This is a genomic window from Streptococcus lishijunsis (genome assembly GCF_047290665.1).
Classification (GTDB): Bacteria; Bacillota; Bacilli; order Lactobacillales; family Streptococcaceae; genus Streptococcus.
On record NZ_JBLBUC010000003.1, the window covers coordinates 49,780 to 67,591 of the forward strand.

At 41.1% G+C, this 17,812-nt stretch carries 16 protein-coding genes and 1 riboswitch; of the genes, 1 reads left to right on the top strand and 15 read right to left on the bottom strand.

The features are described from left to right. Positions 1-72: 72 nt before the first annotated feature. On the bottom strand, positions 73-582 hold the full coding sequence (locus ACLN19_RS02550; protein ID WP_413382958.1) for a QueT transporter family protein: 510 nt from the start codon (positions 580-582) through the stop codon (positions 73-75). Further along, positions 580-684: riboswitch (PreQ1 riboswitch) on the bottom strand. It overlaps the preceding gene by 3 nt. A gap of 71 nt (positions 685-755) precedes the next feature. Between ACLN19_RS02550 and ACLN19_RS02555 the strand changes: the two genes are divergently transcribed. Then, complete coding sequence (locus ACLN19_RS02555) at positions 756-1,205, top strand: GtrA family protein (RefSeq protein WP_413382960.1); 450 nt, start codon at positions 756-758, stop codon at positions 1,203-1,205. Positions 1,206-1,207: 2 nt separating this feature from the next. Here ACLN19_RS02555 and ACLN19_RS02560 read toward each other — a convergent pair whose 3' ends face one another. The 14 genes from ACLN19_RS02560 to ACLN19_RS02625 form a co-directional block, all read right to left on the bottom strand. Beyond that, on the bottom strand, positions 1,208-2,149 hold the full coding sequence (locus tag ACLN19_RS02560) for a YihY/virulence factor BrkB family protein (RefSeq protein WP_413382962.1): 942 nt from the start codon (positions 2,147-2,149) through the stop codon (positions 1,208-1,210). Between the two features lie 2 nt (positions 2,150-2,151). After that, positions 2,152-3,012 carry a methionyl aminopeptidase gene (locus ACLN19_RS02565; protein ID WP_413382964.1) on the bottom strand — a complete coding sequence of 287 codons (861 nt, stop codon included), beginning with the start codon at positions 3,010-3,012 and terminating at the stop codon, positions 2,152-2,154. A 29-nt stretch (positions 3,013-3,041) separates the two neighbouring features. Further along, entirely contained in the window at positions 3,042-4,325 is a 1,284-nt protein-coding gene (gene spxR, locus ACLN19_RS02570) for a CBS-HotDog domain-containing transcription factor SpxR (RefSeq protein WP_413382966.1), read from the bottom strand. After that, on the bottom strand, positions 4,318-4,872 hold the full coding sequence (locus ACLN19_RS02575) for a GNAT family N-acetyltransferase (RefSeq protein ID WP_413382969.1): 555 nt from the start codon (positions 4,870-4,872) through the stop codon (positions 4,318-4,320). The genes spxR and ACLN19_RS02575 overlap by 8 nt, the downstream gene beginning before the upstream one ends. A 99-nt stretch (positions 4,873-4,971) precedes the next feature. Next, positions 4,972-6,786 (bottom strand): ABC transporter ATP-binding protein, encoded by a 1,815-nt coding sequence (locus ACLN19_RS02580; protein WP_413382971.1) that lies wholly within the window; start codon positions 6,784-6,786, stop codon positions 4,972-4,974. Continuing rightward, positions 6,776-8,608, bottom strand: coding sequence for an ABC transporter ATP-binding protein (locus ACLN19_RS02585; protein WP_413382973.1), 1,833 nt, complete (start codon positions 8,606-8,608; stop codon positions 6,776-6,778). Before ACLN19_RS02585 ends, ACLN19_RS02580 begins: the two co-directional genes overlap by 11 nt. A 3-nt stretch (positions 8,609-8,611) precedes the next feature. Beyond that, positions 8,612-9,046, bottom strand: coding sequence for a MarR family winged helix-turn-helix transcriptional regulator (locus ACLN19_RS02590; protein ID WP_413382975.1), 435 nt, complete (start codon positions 9,044-9,046; stop codon positions 8,612-8,614). A gap of 191 nt (positions 9,047-9,237) precedes the next feature. Further along, positions 9,238-12,417 carry a carbamoyl-phosphate synthase large subunit gene (gene carB / locus ACLN19_RS02595; RefSeq protein ID WP_413382977.1) on the bottom strand — a complete coding sequence of 1,060 codons (3,180 nt, stop codon included), beginning with the start codon at positions 12,415-12,417 and terminating at the stop codon, positions 9,238-9,240. 192 nt (positions 12,418-12,609) lie between these two features. After that, positions 12,610-13,701 (bottom strand): carbamoyl phosphate synthase small subunit, encoded by a 1,092-nt coding sequence (locus ACLN19_RS02600; RefSeq protein ID WP_413382979.1) that lies wholly within the window; start codon positions 13,699-13,701, stop codon positions 12,610-12,612. 77 nt (positions 13,702-13,778) lie between these two features. Then, entirely contained in the window at positions 13,779-14,705 is a 927-nt protein-coding gene (locus tag ACLN19_RS02605; RefSeq protein ID WP_413382981.1) for an aspartate carbamoyltransferase catalytic subunit, read from the bottom strand. 28 nt (positions 14,706-14,733) lie between these two features. Then, positions 14,734-15,255: a bifunctional pyr operon transcriptional regulator/uracil phosphoribosyltransferase PyrR gene (pyrR, locus tag ACLN19_RS02610; RefSeq protein WP_413382983.1), complete on the bottom strand. Its 522-nt coding sequence runs from the start codon at positions 15,253-15,255 to the stop codon at positions 14,734-14,736. 180 nt (positions 15,256-15,435) lie between these two features. Continuing rightward, the gene (locus ACLN19_RS02615) at positions 15,436-16,332 is read right to left on the bottom strand and encodes an RluA family pseudouridine synthase (RefSeq protein ID WP_413382985.1); all 897 of its coding nucleotides are present in this window, start codon (positions 16,330-16,332) and stop codon (positions 15,436-15,438) included. Further along, positions 16,316-16,780: a signal peptidase II gene (gene lspA / locus ACLN19_RS02620; protein ID WP_413382987.1), complete on the bottom strand. Its 465-nt coding sequence runs from the start codon at positions 16,778-16,780 to the stop codon at positions 16,316-16,318. The genes ACLN19_RS02615 and lspA overlap by 17 nt, the downstream gene beginning before the upstream one ends. A 10-nt stretch (positions 16,781-16,790) precedes the next feature. Then, a complete protein-coding gene (locus tag ACLN19_RS02625) occupies positions 16,791-17,711 on the bottom strand; it encodes a LysR family transcriptional regulator (protein ID WP_413382989.1) in 921 nt (306 codons plus the stop codon). Positions 17,712-17,812: the final 101 nt, after the last annotated feature.

Sequence of the window (17,812 nt, forward strand, 5' to 3'; positions counted from 1 at the left end):
TAAACTAAGCATTTCTGGCTGATTTTATGGCTAATATCCACAAAAAAACTACACAGGAGTGTAGTTTTCAAGTTAACGTGTAAAATCAATTTGTTTTGAGATACGGTCGATGACCAAAGCGCCGATTAACAGCGAAGCCAATTCGCCAAGAGCGGTGGTCAACCATGTGAACCAAAATGGGGCATTAGCTACAATAACTAACTCTGCTGCAACGGTCACCATAGACGCTGCAAAGAAAAAAGAAAAGAAAAAGAAAGCTTTGTTAAATACCCCACCAAACAATCGCTCTTTCATATAGCCTTTAAAAAGATAAACACCCAAGCTGACAAAGATAAGGGTAGATAAGCCACCTACTACCACATCAATCAAGCCATAAGTGAAAAAGTTGGCAATCATACAGCCAACTGTCACGCTGACAATATAGCGACGATTGTAAAAGGCAAGAAAGTTTAGCATTTCTGCGACCCGAAATTGATAGGCACCGTAAGAGATGGCATTTAGAGGTGGTAGTGTGGTTAGCACTACATATAAAGCAGCCACAATAGCCATCTTGGCAAAGTCATTGACAGTAAAAGTTTTCATGATAGTCTCCTTTAACACTTAGCTTAGCTAAGGTTTGTAATATGCTTGGCGAAAGGAACATAAGCACCAAGGGTTGCTAGGCAACTGTTTTATTCTACCACAAAACGAAACGACAAGCAATACAGATAAGAATTTAGCTAGGTTTCTTACCCAAGCTATGGTATAATAAGCTCATGACTAGATTAGAAAACCTATTAAAATCATTATTAACTAGCGAAGGTGGACTTTACCTCATTTTTGGAGGATTGACAACTCTTCTCTATATGGCTGTTCGTTTTATCATATTTCCTATTGTCAACAGCGCTTCTGTGGCTGCTGTTATCGCCAATATCATCTCTATTTTATTTGCTTTTATCACGAACGATACCATCGTTTTTCGTCAGGAGAGAGACGGTTATCTCTATCGTTTTATCAAATTTATCACAGCAAGACTGGCTACTTTTGCGCTTGATGTCGCTTTAGCTTGGATTTTTGTGACAAAATACCCTCACATCATCGGGCAATTTGTCAATGACAATCCCAAAGTCATCAATACTGTTGAGATGATTATGGCGCAAGTCTTAATTATCGCGCTTAACTATCTCTTTAGTAAACTCTTTATTTTTAATAATACAAAACAGTGAGGTTATTCCTCACTGTTTTTTGATTCTTTAGATGAGCGCCCTTGGATAAGCGAAGCAATATCTCCCCGACGTGTCTGGGCAGTTTGTCCTTCTTTTAATTCTTGATAGCTCGCATTTAAAATAGCACCAAAGATGATGAGATTAGCTAAAAAGATAAACCAAACCATCAAGATGAACATCACCACTGACCCAAAGACCTTGATATCTACAAAACGTCCAATGCGACTAAAGATGTAACCACTTACTAAGTTGCTAAAAAAGACCATGACAATCGTCACAAAAAGTGCTCCTGGTAAGAGATAGCGTAATTTTTTGATACGGACATTAGGTAAGACAAAATAAAGCGTCATGATGCCCATAAAAATCGTTATCACTGTCACTGGCTGAAAGAGACTAAGTAAGAGAGTCGTCAAACTATCCCAGAGCTGGTAGCGATCCAAAAGCAGCTGAATAAACGGTTTTGAAAAGGTTGAGATAATCAACACAAAGGTCAATAGGAAAAACAAGAGAAAACTCGTAGCTAACCCTATGAGACGTCCTACTACAAAATCACGATGATGAGATACTCCGTAAGCCTTATTGATAGCTTTTTGAAGAGATGTCAGACTTTTGGCCATCGTCCAAAAGGCCGTCAATGTCGCCACTCCCAAGACACTTTTGGAAGGATTTGAAAAGATGCTGGTAATGACAGAAGCGCTAATCTCATACAAATTTTGAGGCAGATTGGCCTCTAAAAAACGTAGAAAATCACTAATATTGATGTTTAAATAAGGAAAGATATTCGCCGCTATAACAACCAATGGAAAGGCCGTCAACAAAAGATAATAAGCAACAGCAATGCCTGATAAATCCATCTCGGCACTCTTATAGTGCTTCAAAAAAATCTGAATAGCTGGCTGATTAAACTTATCCGATAAACGTCCTAAAAGCGATTTCTTTGTCATGATTAGTAAGTTCTTTCTTCTCCTTGACTGGTTAAAATTTGAGGGCCATCTTTTGTGATGACAAATTGATGTTCATATTGGCAAGAAAGGGCTCCATCAAGTGTCTTATGCGCCCAGCCTGTCTTCATATCTGTATCAATCTCCCATGTCCCTGTGTTAATCATAGGCTCGATAGTCAAGACCATGCCTTCACGCAAACGAAGCCCACGCCCTGCTGTACCATAATGAGGGACGTTTGGGGCCTCATGCATAGTTGGTCCGACACCGTGACCGACTAAATCACGTACCACACCGTAACCGCGACTCTCAGCATATTCTTGAATGGCCGCTCCAATATCTCCGATACGATTGCCTACCACGGCTTTTTCGATACCGATATACATAGCCTCACGTGTCACCTCCATAAGGTCTTTGACCTCATCAGAAACCTCTCCGACAGCATAGGCCCAGCACGAATCCGCAACGCCACCTGTATAAGTTTGCGTATAAGCTTTCATTTGCTCGATATTATCAAAATCTAGCTTTGAGACATCTACCACTGACTTATCCAAAGGCTCACTTAAGACCATATCGACCTTGAGCAAGTCCCCCTCTTTCAAGCGATAATGGCGTGGAAATGCGTGAGCCACTTCGTCATTTAGACCACAGCAAGTCGCATAAGGATAGTCCATAATAGCACCATCTACACCAATTTGAAGAGGCAGTACATTAGCTTCTTTACAGCGTCTGCGCACATACTCCTCAACTTCCCACATATCAAGACCTGGCTTGATAAGCTCGCGTAGGGCGATATGAATGCTAGAGAGGACCTCTCCTGCACGTTTCATCGCTTCTATTTCTCTAGCTGATTTTAAAGTAATCATAGTTGTTTTTTATCTCCTTTAATATAAAATCATGTAATTTTAACACTAAGCAGTGCTTTAGCTACCAGTTGGTCATCTAAGCACACTTGGAAATCCAACAAGGCACTTCGTCTTTTTTCACTAATAATCGTAGGACGAATGTGTAAAATATCATCAATCTGAACAGCCTGAACAAAATGAATAGAGAGATGCTCCACAATGATTGTCTTGGACATTTTTTTAGTGAGTTTTCGTGTCGTGATCGTATGTAAAATCTCCGTCAAAACACCTTGAGCTAGACTGCCTGAGTGATCAATCAAAGAGGGCTCCACAATCAAGCAATAATCGCCCTTTTCATAGTGAAGATTGGTCATAATCTGATCACTAACGGTATAAATCTCCCTCGGTTGAGACTTAGGTAGATTTTCCATAGCCTGTCGTCGTGTAATAACGCCCAGCAAATGCTTATCCTCTTCTACCACAGGTAGCATATTCAAATCTTCAAAAATCATCTTTTGGCTGATATTAGCTAGGCTCATATGAGGTTTAGCGACAATAACATCTCTAGACATGAGCTCACTCATGAGCATATCGCTACTTTTTCCAACAGTGTCTTTGACACTAATCACCCCTAGCACGCAGCCACTCTCATCAACAACAGGAAAGCGCACATGCTTACTTTGCTTAACCAATTGATTAAAGTCCTTAACCGTATCACTAGTGCGTAGATAACCATAGTGATCTTTATTTTGATACACTTGATTGACCGTTTTTAAGTCTGTCTTGATACGAACATCAGAAAGAGCATGGTTAATCATAGTCGCAACCGTAAAGGTATCATAGTGAGTTACCATGACAGGAATTCCCAAATGATCGGCAGTTTTGATGACTCTATTGGATACCCCAAAACCACCAGTCACTAAAATAGCATTGTGATTTTCAAGGGCTAACAACTGGATATTTTCACGATCTCCTACAATCAATAAGCCTCCTTGGACCAGATAACGACTGATATTTTCACGTGTCATCGCTCCAATAGAAAACTTACTAAATTCATGACTCAACCCTGATTGTCCTGCTAATACCTCAGAATCACTAATACGTGCAATCTCATGGTAAGTCAACTTTTCAATAGGAACTTTAGTGGCATGAGCAATACGGACGGTACCGCTACGCGGCTTAGTCTCTACGATACCACGATTTTCTGCTTCTTTAATCGCTCTATAAGCTGTCCCCTCACTCACTTGCAAATGATTTGAAATACTACGGACACTGACCCGCTTACCAATCGCTAGATTTTCTAAATAATCTAGAATCTCTTGGTGTTTACTCATAAGTATAGTCCTTTCTATCTAAGACAAACTCTAGGTAGGTCCTTACCTGATGGGTATAGCGGTCACTTCCTTTATAGCGTCGTTTAAGTGAAAAACCTGCCTTTTGTGCTACACGTTGACTGGCTTTATTTTCAGTATGGATGATCAGATGCAAACTTTTTAGCTGGCACTCATAAAACAAGATAAAGACAATCGTCTTTAAGCTCTCTGTCATATAGCCCTGTCCCCATTCACTTTCTTTTAAGAGATAGCCTATTTCACACGTTTTTTTCGTCCAATCTAACTTCTCTAGTCGAATCATACCAATCAGCATGTCATCTTGCTTCAGGCGAATCGCCCAAGAACCTAGCGGCGCTTTCATAAATTGTGTTACCATTAACATGGTGCTCTCTTCTTTAGTCTTTGGACTAGGAAAAACAAAGCGAACATTACTTGGGCTTTGACTAATCTGCCAAAAAGCCTCTTCATCTGAAAACCGAAAAGGAGTCAATAGTAGCCTTTCTGTCTCCATGGCACTAAAACGTGCCAATTGTAAGCAAATATCCATGTATTCATTATAACAGTTATTCTAAGCTTTCTCAAATGTAAATTCTTAAAAGCCTTTGTCTAGAAGCCAAAACAACCCGAGCTAAGCTCAGGTTGTCTATTAGTGCTCTTCAAATTGAGAGTTATAAAGATCAGCATAGAATCCTTGTTGATGCATCAAGGTGTCATGATTACCTTGCTCGATGATATTCCCATCTTTCATCACGAGAATTAGGTCTGCATTTTTGATGGTAGAAAGACGGTGGGCAATGACAAAGCTTGTTCGCCCTTCCATCAATTTATCCATCGCACGTTGAATCAACTCTTCTGTTCGTGTATCGACAGATGATGTCGCCTCATCCAAAATAAGAAGTGGCGCATCTTTTAAGAGAGCACGCGCAATCGTAAGCAGTTGTTTTTGCCCGACAGATAAGGTCAAGCTATCATCTAGCACACTATCATAACCATTTGGAAGCGTCTTGATAAAGTGATGAACACCGACAGCTTTAGCTGCTGCTTCTACTTCCTCGTCAGAGATGCCTGTTTGATTGTAGATAAGGTTTTCTTTAATAGTCCCTTCAAAGAGCCATGTGTCTTGAAGCACCATAGAAAAGGCATCGTGCACGTCTTGGCGAGTCATATCATGAATATCGACACCATCAATTGTGATTTGACCACTATTGACCTCATAAAATCGCATCAAGAGATTAACTAAGGTCGTCTTACCAGCACCAGTTGGTCCTACAATAGCAATCTTTTGACCTGCTTTAGCTTGCGCTGAGAAATCATGGATAATGGTCTTGTCTTTTGTATAACCAAAATTAACATGGTCAAAGGAAACATCTCCTTTGATAGTCGTTAGCTGCTTGGTCTTGTGCGACTCGTCTTCCATCTCATCTTCTTCTAAAAATTCAAAGACACGGTTCATCCCTGCACTAGCTTGTTGGAATTGACCAAAGGCTTGCGCTAATTGGGACAAAGGCTGAGAAAAGATACGGACGTAAATCATAAAGGCCACAATGGTTCCCATACTGAGCTTACCGTCAATCATCCAGATTGCCCCAAAAACACAGACCATCACATAACCGAAGTTGCCGATAAACTGCATCAAAGGCATCATAATACCTGAGACAAACTGAGAACGCCACATACTTGAGTAGAGGTCTTTATTTAGTGCTGAAAAGGCATCTTTGACTTCTTGAGTGGCTGAATAAGATTTGACGACGTTATGCCCTGAGTAAATCTCCTCGACATAGCCTGATACTTTGGAGAGGTTGGTTTGTTGGCGTCTAAAGAGTGGCTGAGAACTTGCCATCAAGACAATACTGAGAACAAAGCCTCCTAAAACTGCCAAAATAGCAACCAGAGCAAGACGACCATTGGTCTTTATCATCATGACGATAGAGGCAGCCAACAAGATAGAACTTGAAAATAGGGTCCCAAGACTTTGTTGGAGAGACTGTGCCATGATATCAACGTCATTGGTCACACGAGAGAGAGTATCACCTTGCGTGTGGGCATCAAAGTAAGATAAAGGGACGCGATTGATTTTTTCAGCAATAGCGCGACGCATCCGATTTGAAAACTTCTGAATAATCGTCGTAAAGCTAAACTGTTGGTAATATCCCACAAGAGCTCCAACACCATATAATACTGCTAGCTGACCTGCAAGAGTCATAATCTTAGTGGTATCTACATCGGTGTTAACCGCCATTGCCTTATCTATCTGACCAGCTTGTAGATAACTGACGATCTTTGAAGACGCTGCTAAAGAGTCAGAGATAGTATTGGTTATCTCACTGATAATATCAGGACCATAAACTGTGATACAGCTTGAGATAAGCGCGCAGATAAGAGCGATGATAAAGGGTAAACGAAAGCCTTTTGTATATGGGAGGAGGCGTTTCATTAGAGATGTTTTTGGTTTAGTTTCCATTTTCTAATTCCTCCTTAGAGAGTTGTGAGTAGGCGATTTCTTGATAGACAGCATTTGTTTTCAACAACTCTTGATGTGTTCCTTGTCCTACAACAACACCTTCATCTAAGACTAAAATTTGATCAGCATCCATGATGGTAGAGATACGTTGTGCAACAATAAGTTTAGTAGTGTCACTAAGTTGTTCATGTAAATCATGACGCAACTTTTTATCGGTCTTATAATCAAGGGCAGAAAACGAGTCATCAAAGATAAGAATCTCTGGTTTACGAGCTAAAGCACGAGCAATAGCCAGCCTTTGACGTTGACCACCAGAGAAGTTGGTACCACCTTGAGCCACTTCTGTGTCAAGACCATCTTCTTTTGATGCCACAAAGTCTTTGGCCTGCGCTAAAGCTAGCGCTTCCCAGATGGCCTCATCAGACAACGGTGTCTGCTCACTTTGACCAAAGGTCATATTAGAGCGAATCGTACCGCTATAGAGCACCGCTTTTTGAGGAATAAAGCCCACTTTGTTATTCAAATCTTGCTCAGAATAATCCTTAATCTTCACACCATCAATCTTGATATAACCTCCTGTCACATCATAAAAACGTGGAATAAGACTGATTAAAGTTGATTTCCCTGAACCAGTAGAGCCGATAAAAGCAACAGTCTGTCCTTTTTTAGCCGTAAAGTTGACATGCTCAATAACATCTGTCGAATCTTTAGAGTAACGAAATGACACATCGTGAAACTCAACTTCTCCTACTTTATCATCGACAGCTTTGGCACTTGAGTCTTTAAAGCGAATAGACGAGCTGAGCGCTAAAATCTCATTGATACGGCGTGCAGACACAAGCGCACGTGGCAAAATCATAAAGACCATAGCCATCAGCATAAAACCGATAATCACTTGCATGGCATAACTTGAAAAGACGACCATATCAGAAAAGACAGCGACACGATCTTTCATTGCAGCTGCAAATTCAGTAGCATAACTGCCATCTGCTATCGCTTGAGGACTTATCTCTGGCAAGTGAATGTCATTGATCAGATAAGCTCCAATCCAATAAACAGCCAAGGTCAGCCCTGAAGAGACAGCTGTCATCACAGGATTCATCAAAGCCATCAAACGATATACAAAAAGATTCAAGCGTGTGATTTGATTGTTGACACTGTCATATTTCGCATCTTGATAATCCTCAGCATTATAAGCGCGCACCACTCGAATACCTGTCAAAATCTCACGAGTCGTTGCATTGAGCTTATCCGTTAACAACTGCACCTTACTTTGTCTTGGAAAGGCTAATAATAGCAAGGTCGTAATCATCGCTACAACGACTAATACCGCAACACCAAGTGACATGGTCCAGCTGGAACTCTTATCCCAAATCTTGGTCAAAGCCCAGATCGCCATGATCGGTCCCATGGTAACCACTTGCAAGCCCATGGTAATCAACATTTGGATTTGCGTTAAGTCATTTGTCGTACGGGTCAACAGACTGGGAATACTGAAGCGTTTGATTTCCGCATCGGAATAATCCATCACTTGATTAAAAATATCAGCCCGAAGACGAGTGGTAAAACTCGCTGCAACACGTGCGGCAATAAAACCAACCGCCACAGCCGAAGCAAAACCAAGCAGAGAAAATCCTATCATTTTCCAACCAGGTTCCATCACATCCGCAACCGTCGTCGAGTTATCTTGTAACAGTTTTGTGATGCTTGACATATAGTCTGGCACTTTCAAATTCGCCCAAACTTCCACACAAACCACAAGAACGCTAATAGCGATTAACAGCCATTCTTTTGGCTTTAAACGTTTGAAAATGTTTAACATGCGCTACTCCTCTTTCTTAGTATTTTCCTGAATCTTCCTAATAACTTTCTTTGTAACTTTCAGATCATCTAAGCTGATACCTTGGAGAATTTGGCTATGAATAACCGTGTGAACATGCGTTAGCTCTTTAGCTTTTTGTACGCCCAACTCCGTCAAGACCAAGCGCTTATAGCGCTTGTCTTTTTGGGAATGCACGACAGTAATAAAGCCATTTTTCTCCATGCGTCTAATCAGGTTACTCGCCACCGATTTAGAAATATGAAGGCGACTTTCAATATCTTTGATATAAATCTCCTTGCTCTGATAATGATAGAGATAGCTAACGACAAAACCCTGAGGCCCCGCTAGATGCTCGACATTATGCTGCTTAAACAGATATTTAACCTGATTTTCCACCTGTGTAATCAGACTACGAAACTCACTGAAAGGATCTTTCATAAAAACACCTCGCTTTTAGAAAACAATAGTTCTTATGAGAACTATTTTACCCTCAAAAGCAATACCTGTCAAGAAAAAGTTTCTATGAGAACTATTTTTTTAGCCAAATAAAAAGTTACCTTGACTACATCAGTCAAAATAACTTTTCATTCATGTTTATAGCTAGCCTTACTCTTATTGTCAAGGATAGACTAAATCGCTTGCGTCAAAAAGCTTCTGCTTTCTAGGACACGAACCATAGCATCTGCTGTATCTAAAGCCGTAAAGAGTGGCACACCATGCTCAATAGCAGAGCTACGAATAACTTGACCATCACCTTCAAAAGTACGTTTCGTTCCTACTGTATTGACGATAGCTTGTACTTTTCCTTGACGTACCAAGGCTGGAATATCATTATCAGCATTATCACCTAGCTTATCGACTAATTCTGAGCGAAGCCCGTGTTGATTAAAGAACTCTGCTGTTCCTTTAGTAGCTAAGATACTATAGCCAATATCTGAAAAACGTTTGGCTAAAGCAAGTGCTTCTTCTTTGGTTTCATCAGCAATGGTAAAGATAACATTACCAAAGGTTGGCAAGTGGAAGTAAGTCGCTTCAAAAGCTTTATAAAGAGCTTTTTCAAGTGTCGTGTCAGTTCCCATAACCTCACCTGTTGATTTCATCTCAGGCCCTAGTAGGCTATCCACCTTAGCCAACTTGGTAAATGAAAAGACAGGGGCTTTGACGTGGACATGAAGACTTTCTGGATAGAGCCCATCCTGGTAACCTTGCTCTGCTAACGTTTCACCTAAAATGAGCTTAGTCGCTACTTGCGCCATTGGAATATCGGTTACTTTTGATAAGAAAGGTACCGTACGACTGGCACGAGGATTGACCTCAATGACATAGACTGTCTCGTCTTTGATAACAAACTGGATGTTCATCATTCCCACACAGTTTAGCCCAATCGCTAAGCGTTTCGTATAGTCAACAATAGTATCTTTGACTTTCTGAGATAAACCTTGAGGAGGATAAACAGCCATCGAGTCACCAGAATGAACACCAGCACGCTCGATATGCTCCATAATACCTGGAATAAGCACATCTTTACCATCTGAGATAGCATCGACCTCACATTCTTTACCAACGATATAGCTATCTACTAGGACAGGATGATCAGGGCTAGCTTTGACAGCTGTGCGCATGTAAGAGCGTAAATCTTCTTCATTTTCGACAATTTCCATCGCACGACCACCTAGAACATAGGATGGACGTACTAGCACTGGGAAACCGATTTTTCTAGCTGCTTCGACAGCTTCTACTTCATTTGTAGCCGTATAGCCTGGCGGTTGCGGAATATCTAGCTCTTTAAGCGCCTGCTCAAACAAATCACGATCTTCTGCTCTATCAAGATCGGCTACCTGTGTCCCTAAGATTGGCACACCTGCATTTGATAGACGCTCAGCCAAATTGATAGCTGTCTGTCCACCAAACTGCACCACAACACCTTTAGGCTTTTCTAAGCTAATGACGTTCATGACATCTTCAAAAGTCAAAGGCTCAAAGTACAACTTATCAGATACCGAAAAGTCAGTAGAGACAGTCTCCGGATTCGAATTCATGATGATTGCTTCATAACCTGCCGCTTGAATAGCCTTCACTGAGTGCACCGTAGCATAGTCAAACTCAACACCTTGACCGATTCGAATAGGACCTGAGCCTAACACAAGGACGGATTCTTTATCTGATTTCAGTGATTCATTTTCCCACTCGTAAGTAGAGTAGAAATAAGGCGTCTCTGATTCAAACTCCGCTGCACAAGTATCCACCATCTTATAGACTGGCACAATCTTATGGGTGATACGTAAAGAACGAATGGCATCTTCTGACATATTCCAAATCTCAGCAATTTTACGGTCAGAAAAGCCGTTTTTCTTTGCTTCTTTGAGTACGTCTAAATCATTAGGATGGGTTGCTAACTCTTGCTCAAGCTCGATGATATGTAATAACTTATCAAGGAAGAAATAATCAATCTTTGTCAACTCACCTAGCTCTTCAACAGAATAACCTCGGCGCAGTGCTTCTGATAGGTAGAAGAGACGGTCATCTTGTGCCTTGACAATTTTTTCGACTAAAGCATCATCGCTAATCTCACTAAGCTCTGGTATATCGTTATGGTAAACACCAATCTCAAGCGAACGACAAGCTTTTAAGAGGCTTTCTTCAATGTTACGCCCGATAGCCATTACCTCGCCTGTCGCTTTCATTTGTGTGCCTAAACGACGCTCACCATTTTCAAATTTATCAAATGGGAAACGCGGAATCTTAGCAACAACATAGTCAAGCGCAGGCTCAAACATAGCATAAGTCGTCCCTGTGACAGGGTTAATCATCTCATCTAAGCTCAATCCAACGGCAATCTTAGCCGCTAACTTAGCAATAGGATAACCCGTTGCTTTTGAGGCTAAGGCAGACGAGCGAGAGACACGCGGATTGACCTCAATCACATAATACTTAAAACTATACGGGTCAAGAGCCAGCTGAACATTACAACCTCCCTCAATCTTCAAAGCACGAATGATTTTTAGACTAGCATCTCTTAGCATCTGATTTTCAATATCAGAGAGTGTCTGTGTTGGTGCAAAAACAATAGAGTCTCCTGTGTGAATACCAACAGGATCAAAGTTTTCCATATTACACACAACAAGGGCATTGTCTGCACTATCGCGCATGACTTCGTACTCAATTTCTTTAAAGCCAGCGATAGAGCGCTCAATCAAACACTGGGTTACAGGAGATAATTTTAATCCATTTTCAGCTATATCACGAAGCTCTGCTTCATTGCTACACATTCCTCCGCCAGTACCTCCAAGAGTGAAGGCTGGGCGTACAATCACAGGATACCCAATAGCATTTGCAAAAGAGACAGCCTCATCAACGGTATTGACGATTTCAGATTCTGGGATAGGCTGACCCAGGTCTTCCATCAACTGTTTAAATAAATCGCGGTCTTCTGCTTGGTCAATAGCAGACAGTTTTGTTCCCAAAAGCTCAACACCTAACTCTTCTAAGATGCCTGCTTTAGAGAGCTCCATAGCCATATTGAGCCCTGTTTGTCCTCCTAGAGTCGGCAAAAGTGCATCCGGTCTCTCTTTACGCAATATACGTGTCACAAACTCAACCGTAATTGGCTCAATATAGACTTTATCAGCAATTTCCTTATCTGTCATAATGGTAGCAGGATTTGAGTTAACCAGAACAACGCTGTAACCTTCTTCTTTAAGAGCTAGGCAGGCTTGTGTCCCTGCATAGTCAAACTCCGCTGCCTGCCCAATAATAATAGGACCAGAGCCGATAACCATAATCTTTTTAATGTCTGTACGTTTTGGCATAAATGATGATACAACATCCCTATTAAGAATAAAGGACTAGAGGAGCTTGTGACCTCTTTTTCCAAAATCTCATAGGTGCGCTCACTAGCGTGAACTTACGTGTATCTTCTCCTTTCTATTTGTCAGCTCTCAGGCTGCCATTAAATACTTCTATTTTTTCGTTTCGGTTTAAGGCAATACTATATGCTTTTTTTAATGAGTCAAACGTTCTAGCTGATACGCATCAATCATCTCTAAAAATTCATCAAAGAGATAGCTAGCATCGTGTGGACCTGGTGCTGCGTCAGGATGATACTGCACTGAAAAAGCAGGGTAATCACGGTGGCGCACACCTTCGATTGACTTATCATTGATTTCTTCATGCGTCACAATGAGACAGTCTGGAAGATCTTCTCTTGAAACTGCAAAACCATGATTTTGACTCGTAAAATCAACACGACCTGTTGCGATTTCACGCACAGCATGGTTAAAGCCTCGATGACCAAATTTCATCTTATAAGTCTTAGCACCATTGGCTAGGCTAAAGAGCTGATGCCCCATACAAATTCCAAAAATAGGGATTTTCCCTTGGATACCTCGAATCATCTCCAGCGCTTCTGGAACATCTTCTGGATTTCCAGGACCATTAGAGAGCATGACGCCATCTGGATTTAGCGTCAAAATCTCCTCAGCAGTCGTATCATAAGGCACCACTGTAACGTCACAGTCACGCTTTGAAAACTCACGCAAAATAGAATGTTTAAGGCCAAAATCAACTAACACAATCGTTTTTCCGACACCTGGCGCTGGGTAAGCTGTTTTGGCTGATACCATCTCGATGTTATTAGTAGGCAACACCGTTGCTCTTAGCTGGTCTTTGAGATGATCCATACTATCTGTGAGTTTATCCGTTAACGTCGCCTTCATCGTTCCATGTTGACGGATAATTTTTGTCAACGCTCGTGTATCAATACCTGAGATACCTGGGATTCCCTTAGCGCTTAAAAACTCATCAAGAGACATTTGATTGCGCCAATTGCTAGCACGACGAGCATGCTCACTCACCACGACACCTTTACAGGTCGGCTGAATAGACTCATAATCATCACGGTTGATTCCGTAATTACCAACCAAAGGATATGTAAACGTAAGGATTTGTCCATTGTAAGATTGGTCGGTGATAGACTCTTGATAGCCTGTCATCCCTGTACTAAAGACAATCTCTCCAGTCACATCAACATTTGCTCCAAAAGCCTTCCCTTCAAAAGTTGTTCCATCCTCTAAAATCAACAGTCGTTTCGTCATCCTCAAGATACCCTGGGCTAGCCTGCTAGCCTCTTCCTTTCTCTATTTCTGGTCTTTTTTAGAAAACCTTAGCATCGTTAGGCTTTATCTCGCAATATAGCCTCTAAGATAGCCATGCGGACATAAACCCCATTTTTCATTTGCTCTACAATTCGCGCTTTTGGCGCTTCCACTAAACTATCTGCAATTTCAACATCACGGTTGACTGGAGCAGGATGCATGATGATAGCCGTCTCTTTTAGCTTATCATAGCGCTCTAGTGTCAGACCAAACTGGTTGTGATAGCTCTCTTTTGAAAAACCACCATTGCCATCATGACGCTCATGTTGAACACGTAGTAACATCAAGACATCCAACTCGTCAATGACATCATCAATAGCGACATAACTACCATACACATCAAACTCTTCTGAATACCATTCTCTAGGTCCTGCAAAATAAAGCTCAGCACCTAAGCGTTTTAAGATTTGCATGTTTGACTTAGCAACACGTGAATGTGTCAAATCGCCTGTAATCGCGATTTTCAGATTATCAAAATGCCCAAACTCTTGGTAGATAGTCATCAAATCAAGCAAACACTGACTAGGATGTTGACCAGAACCATCACCGCCATTTACGATAGAAGACTGAATCGTACGGCTGTCTATCAATTCCTTATAGTAGTCCACTTCCTGATGACGCACCACACAAATATCAACACCCAAGGCACTCATCGTCAAAATAGTATCGTAAAGTGTCTCCCCTTTATTGACAGAGCTTGTTTTAGCATCAAAATCAATCACATCTAAGCCTAAACGCTTCTCAGCGACTTCAAAAGATTTGTGTGTTCTTGTCGATGATTCAAAAAACAGATTGGCTGCAAAATATTGACGTGAGAGTTTAAAGTCTGCTCTTCCTTCCTTAAAAGCAACTCCTCGCTCAATCAAGCCCAAAACATCTTCATTGGTCAAGGTTTCCATAGTGACCAAATGTTTAAGCGATACCATACCGTCTGTTACTACCATTAACTTGTCCTCTTTTTTCTAGACCACTCTAACGAGGGTCAACGATACTGATGCTGTCTTTACCGTCGTGTTCAACGACCTGGACTAAAATTTCTTCTAAGCTACTTGTTGGGATATTTTTGCCGACATAATCCGCACGGATAGGCAACTCTCTGTGCCCTCTATCCACTAAGACTGCCAGACTAATACGAGCTGGACGACCAAGACTGACGATATTGTCAATAGCAGCGCGAATCGTACGTCCTGTATAAAGGACATCATCAATTAAGATAATATCACGATCTGTGATATCTACAGGCATTTCCGTAGTATCTGTTTCAACCTTAACATCATCACGAAACGGCTTTGTATCTAGCGCACCAACTGGAAGTTCGATCCCTTCAAGTTGCTTTAGGCGCTCTTGAATACGCTTAGCAATATAAACACCACGTGTCTTGATACCTGCTAGGACAATATTATCCAGTGATTTGTTACGCTCAATGATCTCGTAAGTAATCCGTGTAATCGCACGTTTCATCGTGATGTCATCGACAATTTCTTTAGTCTTCATAGCCTATCCTCTCTAATCTATAGAAAAAATCCCCTTAATACTAAGGAGATTCCCAAAATATAGCCGTGCAGTCATCCACACAGTTGCTTTTTAGTGTACTCTCCTTATCTGCCTCACGGGACAGGATTAAAGGATTCTATTTGCCATTATTATATCAAAAAAGATGATCTTTTTTCAAGCCTATTGACTCTTTTTTCGTAATTTTTCCAAAGTTTCCTTAAAAATAGCTGGTTCCTCAGCACTAAAGATCAGCAATTCCCCTGTTTTAGGATGCGTAAACCCTAGAGTCTTTGCATGGAGAAACTGCCCCTGTCCTTTTAGCGTTTTTCGAGGACCATATAGCGTATCGCCTGCCAAAGGATGGCCGATGTAAGCCATATGAACACGAATCTGATGCGTACGACCTGTCTCCAAAGTCAGCTCCACCAAACTATAATCACCAAAACGCTCCAATACCTGAAAGCGTGTCACAGCAGGCTTACCTTTAGCTGTAACAGCTTGTTTTTTACGGTCTTTTTCACTACGTCCAATCGGTGCTTCAATAACCCCTCTATCGTTTGGAAGATTGCCGTGGACAATGGCAATATACTGACGAAGCGCTTTTTTAGCTTTAAGCTCTGCTGCTAATAACTGGTGGGCTTCATCGTTTTTAGCAATCATCAATAGTCCTGAGGTGTCCTTGTCAATACGATGAACAATACCTGGACGCACAACACCATTGATTGTTGACAAATCCTTGATATGATATAATAGCGCATTGACTAGAGTCCCACTAGAATGACCAGCAGAGGGATGAACCACCATTCCTTGTGCTTTATTTACCACAGCAACATCTTCATCTTCATAGATAATCTCCAAAGGCAGGTTTTCAGCTTTATACTCAAGCACTGTCACTTCTGGCAAGCTATAACTAATCACATCTCCCTGTCTGACAGCATACTTGGCTTTTTTAGCTTGCCCATTGACCAAAATCTCTCCTTTTTTGATGGCGTCATTAGCTTGAGCACGTGAGAGTTCTGTCAAATCAGCGACTGCCTTATCCAATCTTCCCCCTTCTTGTTTAACGATGACTTCCATTACTATCTTCCCTCCATAATGCAATCATTAACATGATAACGCCGATACTAAGATAAGTATCCGCTAGATTAAAAATGGCAAAATCCATAAAATCCAAATCAATCATATCAACCACATAACCCAGTCTGATACGATCTATAAAATTACCAATCCCGCCTGAGATGAGTAAGACTAAAGCTGTCAACAACCAGAGATTAGACTTGAGATGAGTGAGTAGATAATAAATAGCCCCACCCACTACAAGCAGGGTTATCACAACAAACAACCACTGCTGGTCTTGCAAAATAGAAAAGGCAGCGCCACGATTTTGCAAATAAGTCAGATTAACAAATCCTCGAATAAAAGGATGTGTCTCGCCCACTTGATAATGCGCAAAGATCCAGTATTTACTCCATTGATCAAGCCCAATCAAACCTAAAATAGCTAGGGCTAATGTTATTTTTCGCACGCTGCTCTCCTTAATCTTTCTTATCTTTAGGCATAAATTCATCAAAATAAGCTATCATCGTAGCAATGAACTTCTCAGCATAATCACTAAGTGCTTTGTCACGTCGTTTAACATAGACCATTTTATTGTCCACATGGTCATCAAGCGGTATAACAGTGATACCATTGACACTGCGACTATCTAAAAAGCCAGAACCTGTCGCATAGGCATCTGTGCGCTCCAAAATCCCATTTAGCGTAGCACGATCAGTAACATTGTAAAATAAAGAGCTATCGCTCGTATCCACAAAATTTTCAGAGTAGTAGAGGTATTCATCTTTTTCTTGCGTAAAACGTACCGCAGGAAGCCCCACCAAATCCTCCATACACAAGGATTTTTGAGAGGCAAGCGGGTGCGTCTTACTAAGATAGATATGTGTCTGAAAGGCGCTCAACTCCACAACGTCTAATCCTAACTTTTCAAAGCGCTGAAACAGCCCTTTTTGATTTTGGGCATTCATATAAATAATCCCAAGCTCGCTATTACCCTGCGCGACTTCATCTAAAATCTGGATGGTCGTGGATTCAAAAATCCGAAAATTCGTATAATCAGGGTGTTTTTGCGCAAAGCTCGTTATTAAAGGTGGTAAAAAGTCATAGTGCTGGCTAGCAATTGAAAATTCATTTTGATCCGTTTCAGATTGTGAAAATGTTTTTTCAAAAGAGTCAAAGCTCTTCACCACCTCAAGTGCCTTTTCATAAAAAGTCATTCCTTGACTTGTCAATACCGCTCCAGTCGTTGTACGTGTAAATATCTGAAAACCCATCTCGCTCTCTAAATCACGCACCGCTACTGATAAGCTTGGTTGACTCACATAAAGTTTAGACGCTGCTTCTCTAAAAGTGCCACTATTAGCAATAGCCACGACATAGCGTAGTTGTTGTATGTTCATAAATAGTACAATTCCTTAGCTTACATTCATCATATCCATTATACACAAAAATAAAGCAACTGGCGACTAGCAAAACCAAAATGCTCGCACTTCCTTGACAT

Bases quoted from the DNA above. Each gene is read 5' to 3' on its own strand.
- ACLN19_RS02555 (WP_413382960.1), top strand. From the start codon at position 756: ATGACTAGATTAGAAAACCTATTAAAATCATTATTAACTAGCGAAGGT.
- ACLN19_RS02615 (WP_413382985.1), bottom strand. From the start codon at position 16,332: ATGGAAGTCATCGTTAAACAAGAAGGGGGAAGATTGGATAAGGCAGTC.
- ACLN19_RS02625 (WP_413382989.1), bottom strand. From the start codon at position 17,711: ATGAACATACAACAACTACGCTATGTCGTGGCTATTGCTAATAGTGGC.
- ACLN19_RS02605 (WP_413382981.1), bottom strand. From the start codon at position 14,705: ATGGTAGTAACAGACGGTATGGTATCGCTTAAACATTTGGTCACTATG.
- ACLN19_RS02575 (WP_413382969.1), bottom strand. From the start codon at position 4,872: ATGGATATTTGCTTACAATTGGCACGTTTTAGTGCCATGGAGACAGAA.
- ACLN19_RS02580 (WP_413382971.1), bottom strand. From the start codon at position 6,786: ATGGAAACTAAACCAAAAACATCTCTAATGAAACGCCTCCTCCCATAT.
- ACLN19_RS02560 (WP_413382962.1), bottom strand. From the start codon at position 2,149: ATGACAAAGAAATCGCTTTTAGGACGTTTATCGGATAAGTTTAATCAG.
- carB (WP_413382977.1), bottom strand. From the start codon at position 12,417: ATGCCAAAACGTACAGACATTAAAAAGATTATGGTTATCGGCTCTGGT.
- ACLN19_RS02585 (WP_413382973.1), bottom strand. From the start codon at position 8,608: ATGTTAAACATTTTCAAACGTTTAAAGCCAAAAGAATGGCTGTTAATC.
- ACLN19_RS02590 (WP_413382975.1), bottom strand. From the start codon at position 9,046: ATGAAAGATCCTTTCAGTGAGTTTCGTAGTCTGATTACACAGGTGGAA.
- ACLN19_RS02565 (WP_413382964.1), bottom strand. From the start codon at position 3,012: ATGATTACTTTAAAATCAGCTAGAGAAATAGAAGCGATGAAACGTGCA.
- spxR (WP_413382966.1), bottom strand. From the start codon at position 4,325: ATGAGTAAACACCAAGAGATTCTAGATTATTTAGAAAATCTAGCGATT.
- ACLN19_RS02550 (WP_413382958.1), bottom strand. From the start codon at position 582: ATGAAAACTTTTACTGTCAATGACTTTGCCAAGATGGCTATTGTGGCT.
- ACLN19_RS02600 (WP_413382979.1), bottom strand. From the start codon at position 13,701: ATGACGAAACGACTGTTGATTTTAGAGGATGGAACAACTTTTGAAGGG.
- pyrR (WP_413382983.1), bottom strand. From the start codon at position 15,255: ATGAAGACTAAAGAAATTGTCGATGACATCACGATGAAACGTGCGATT.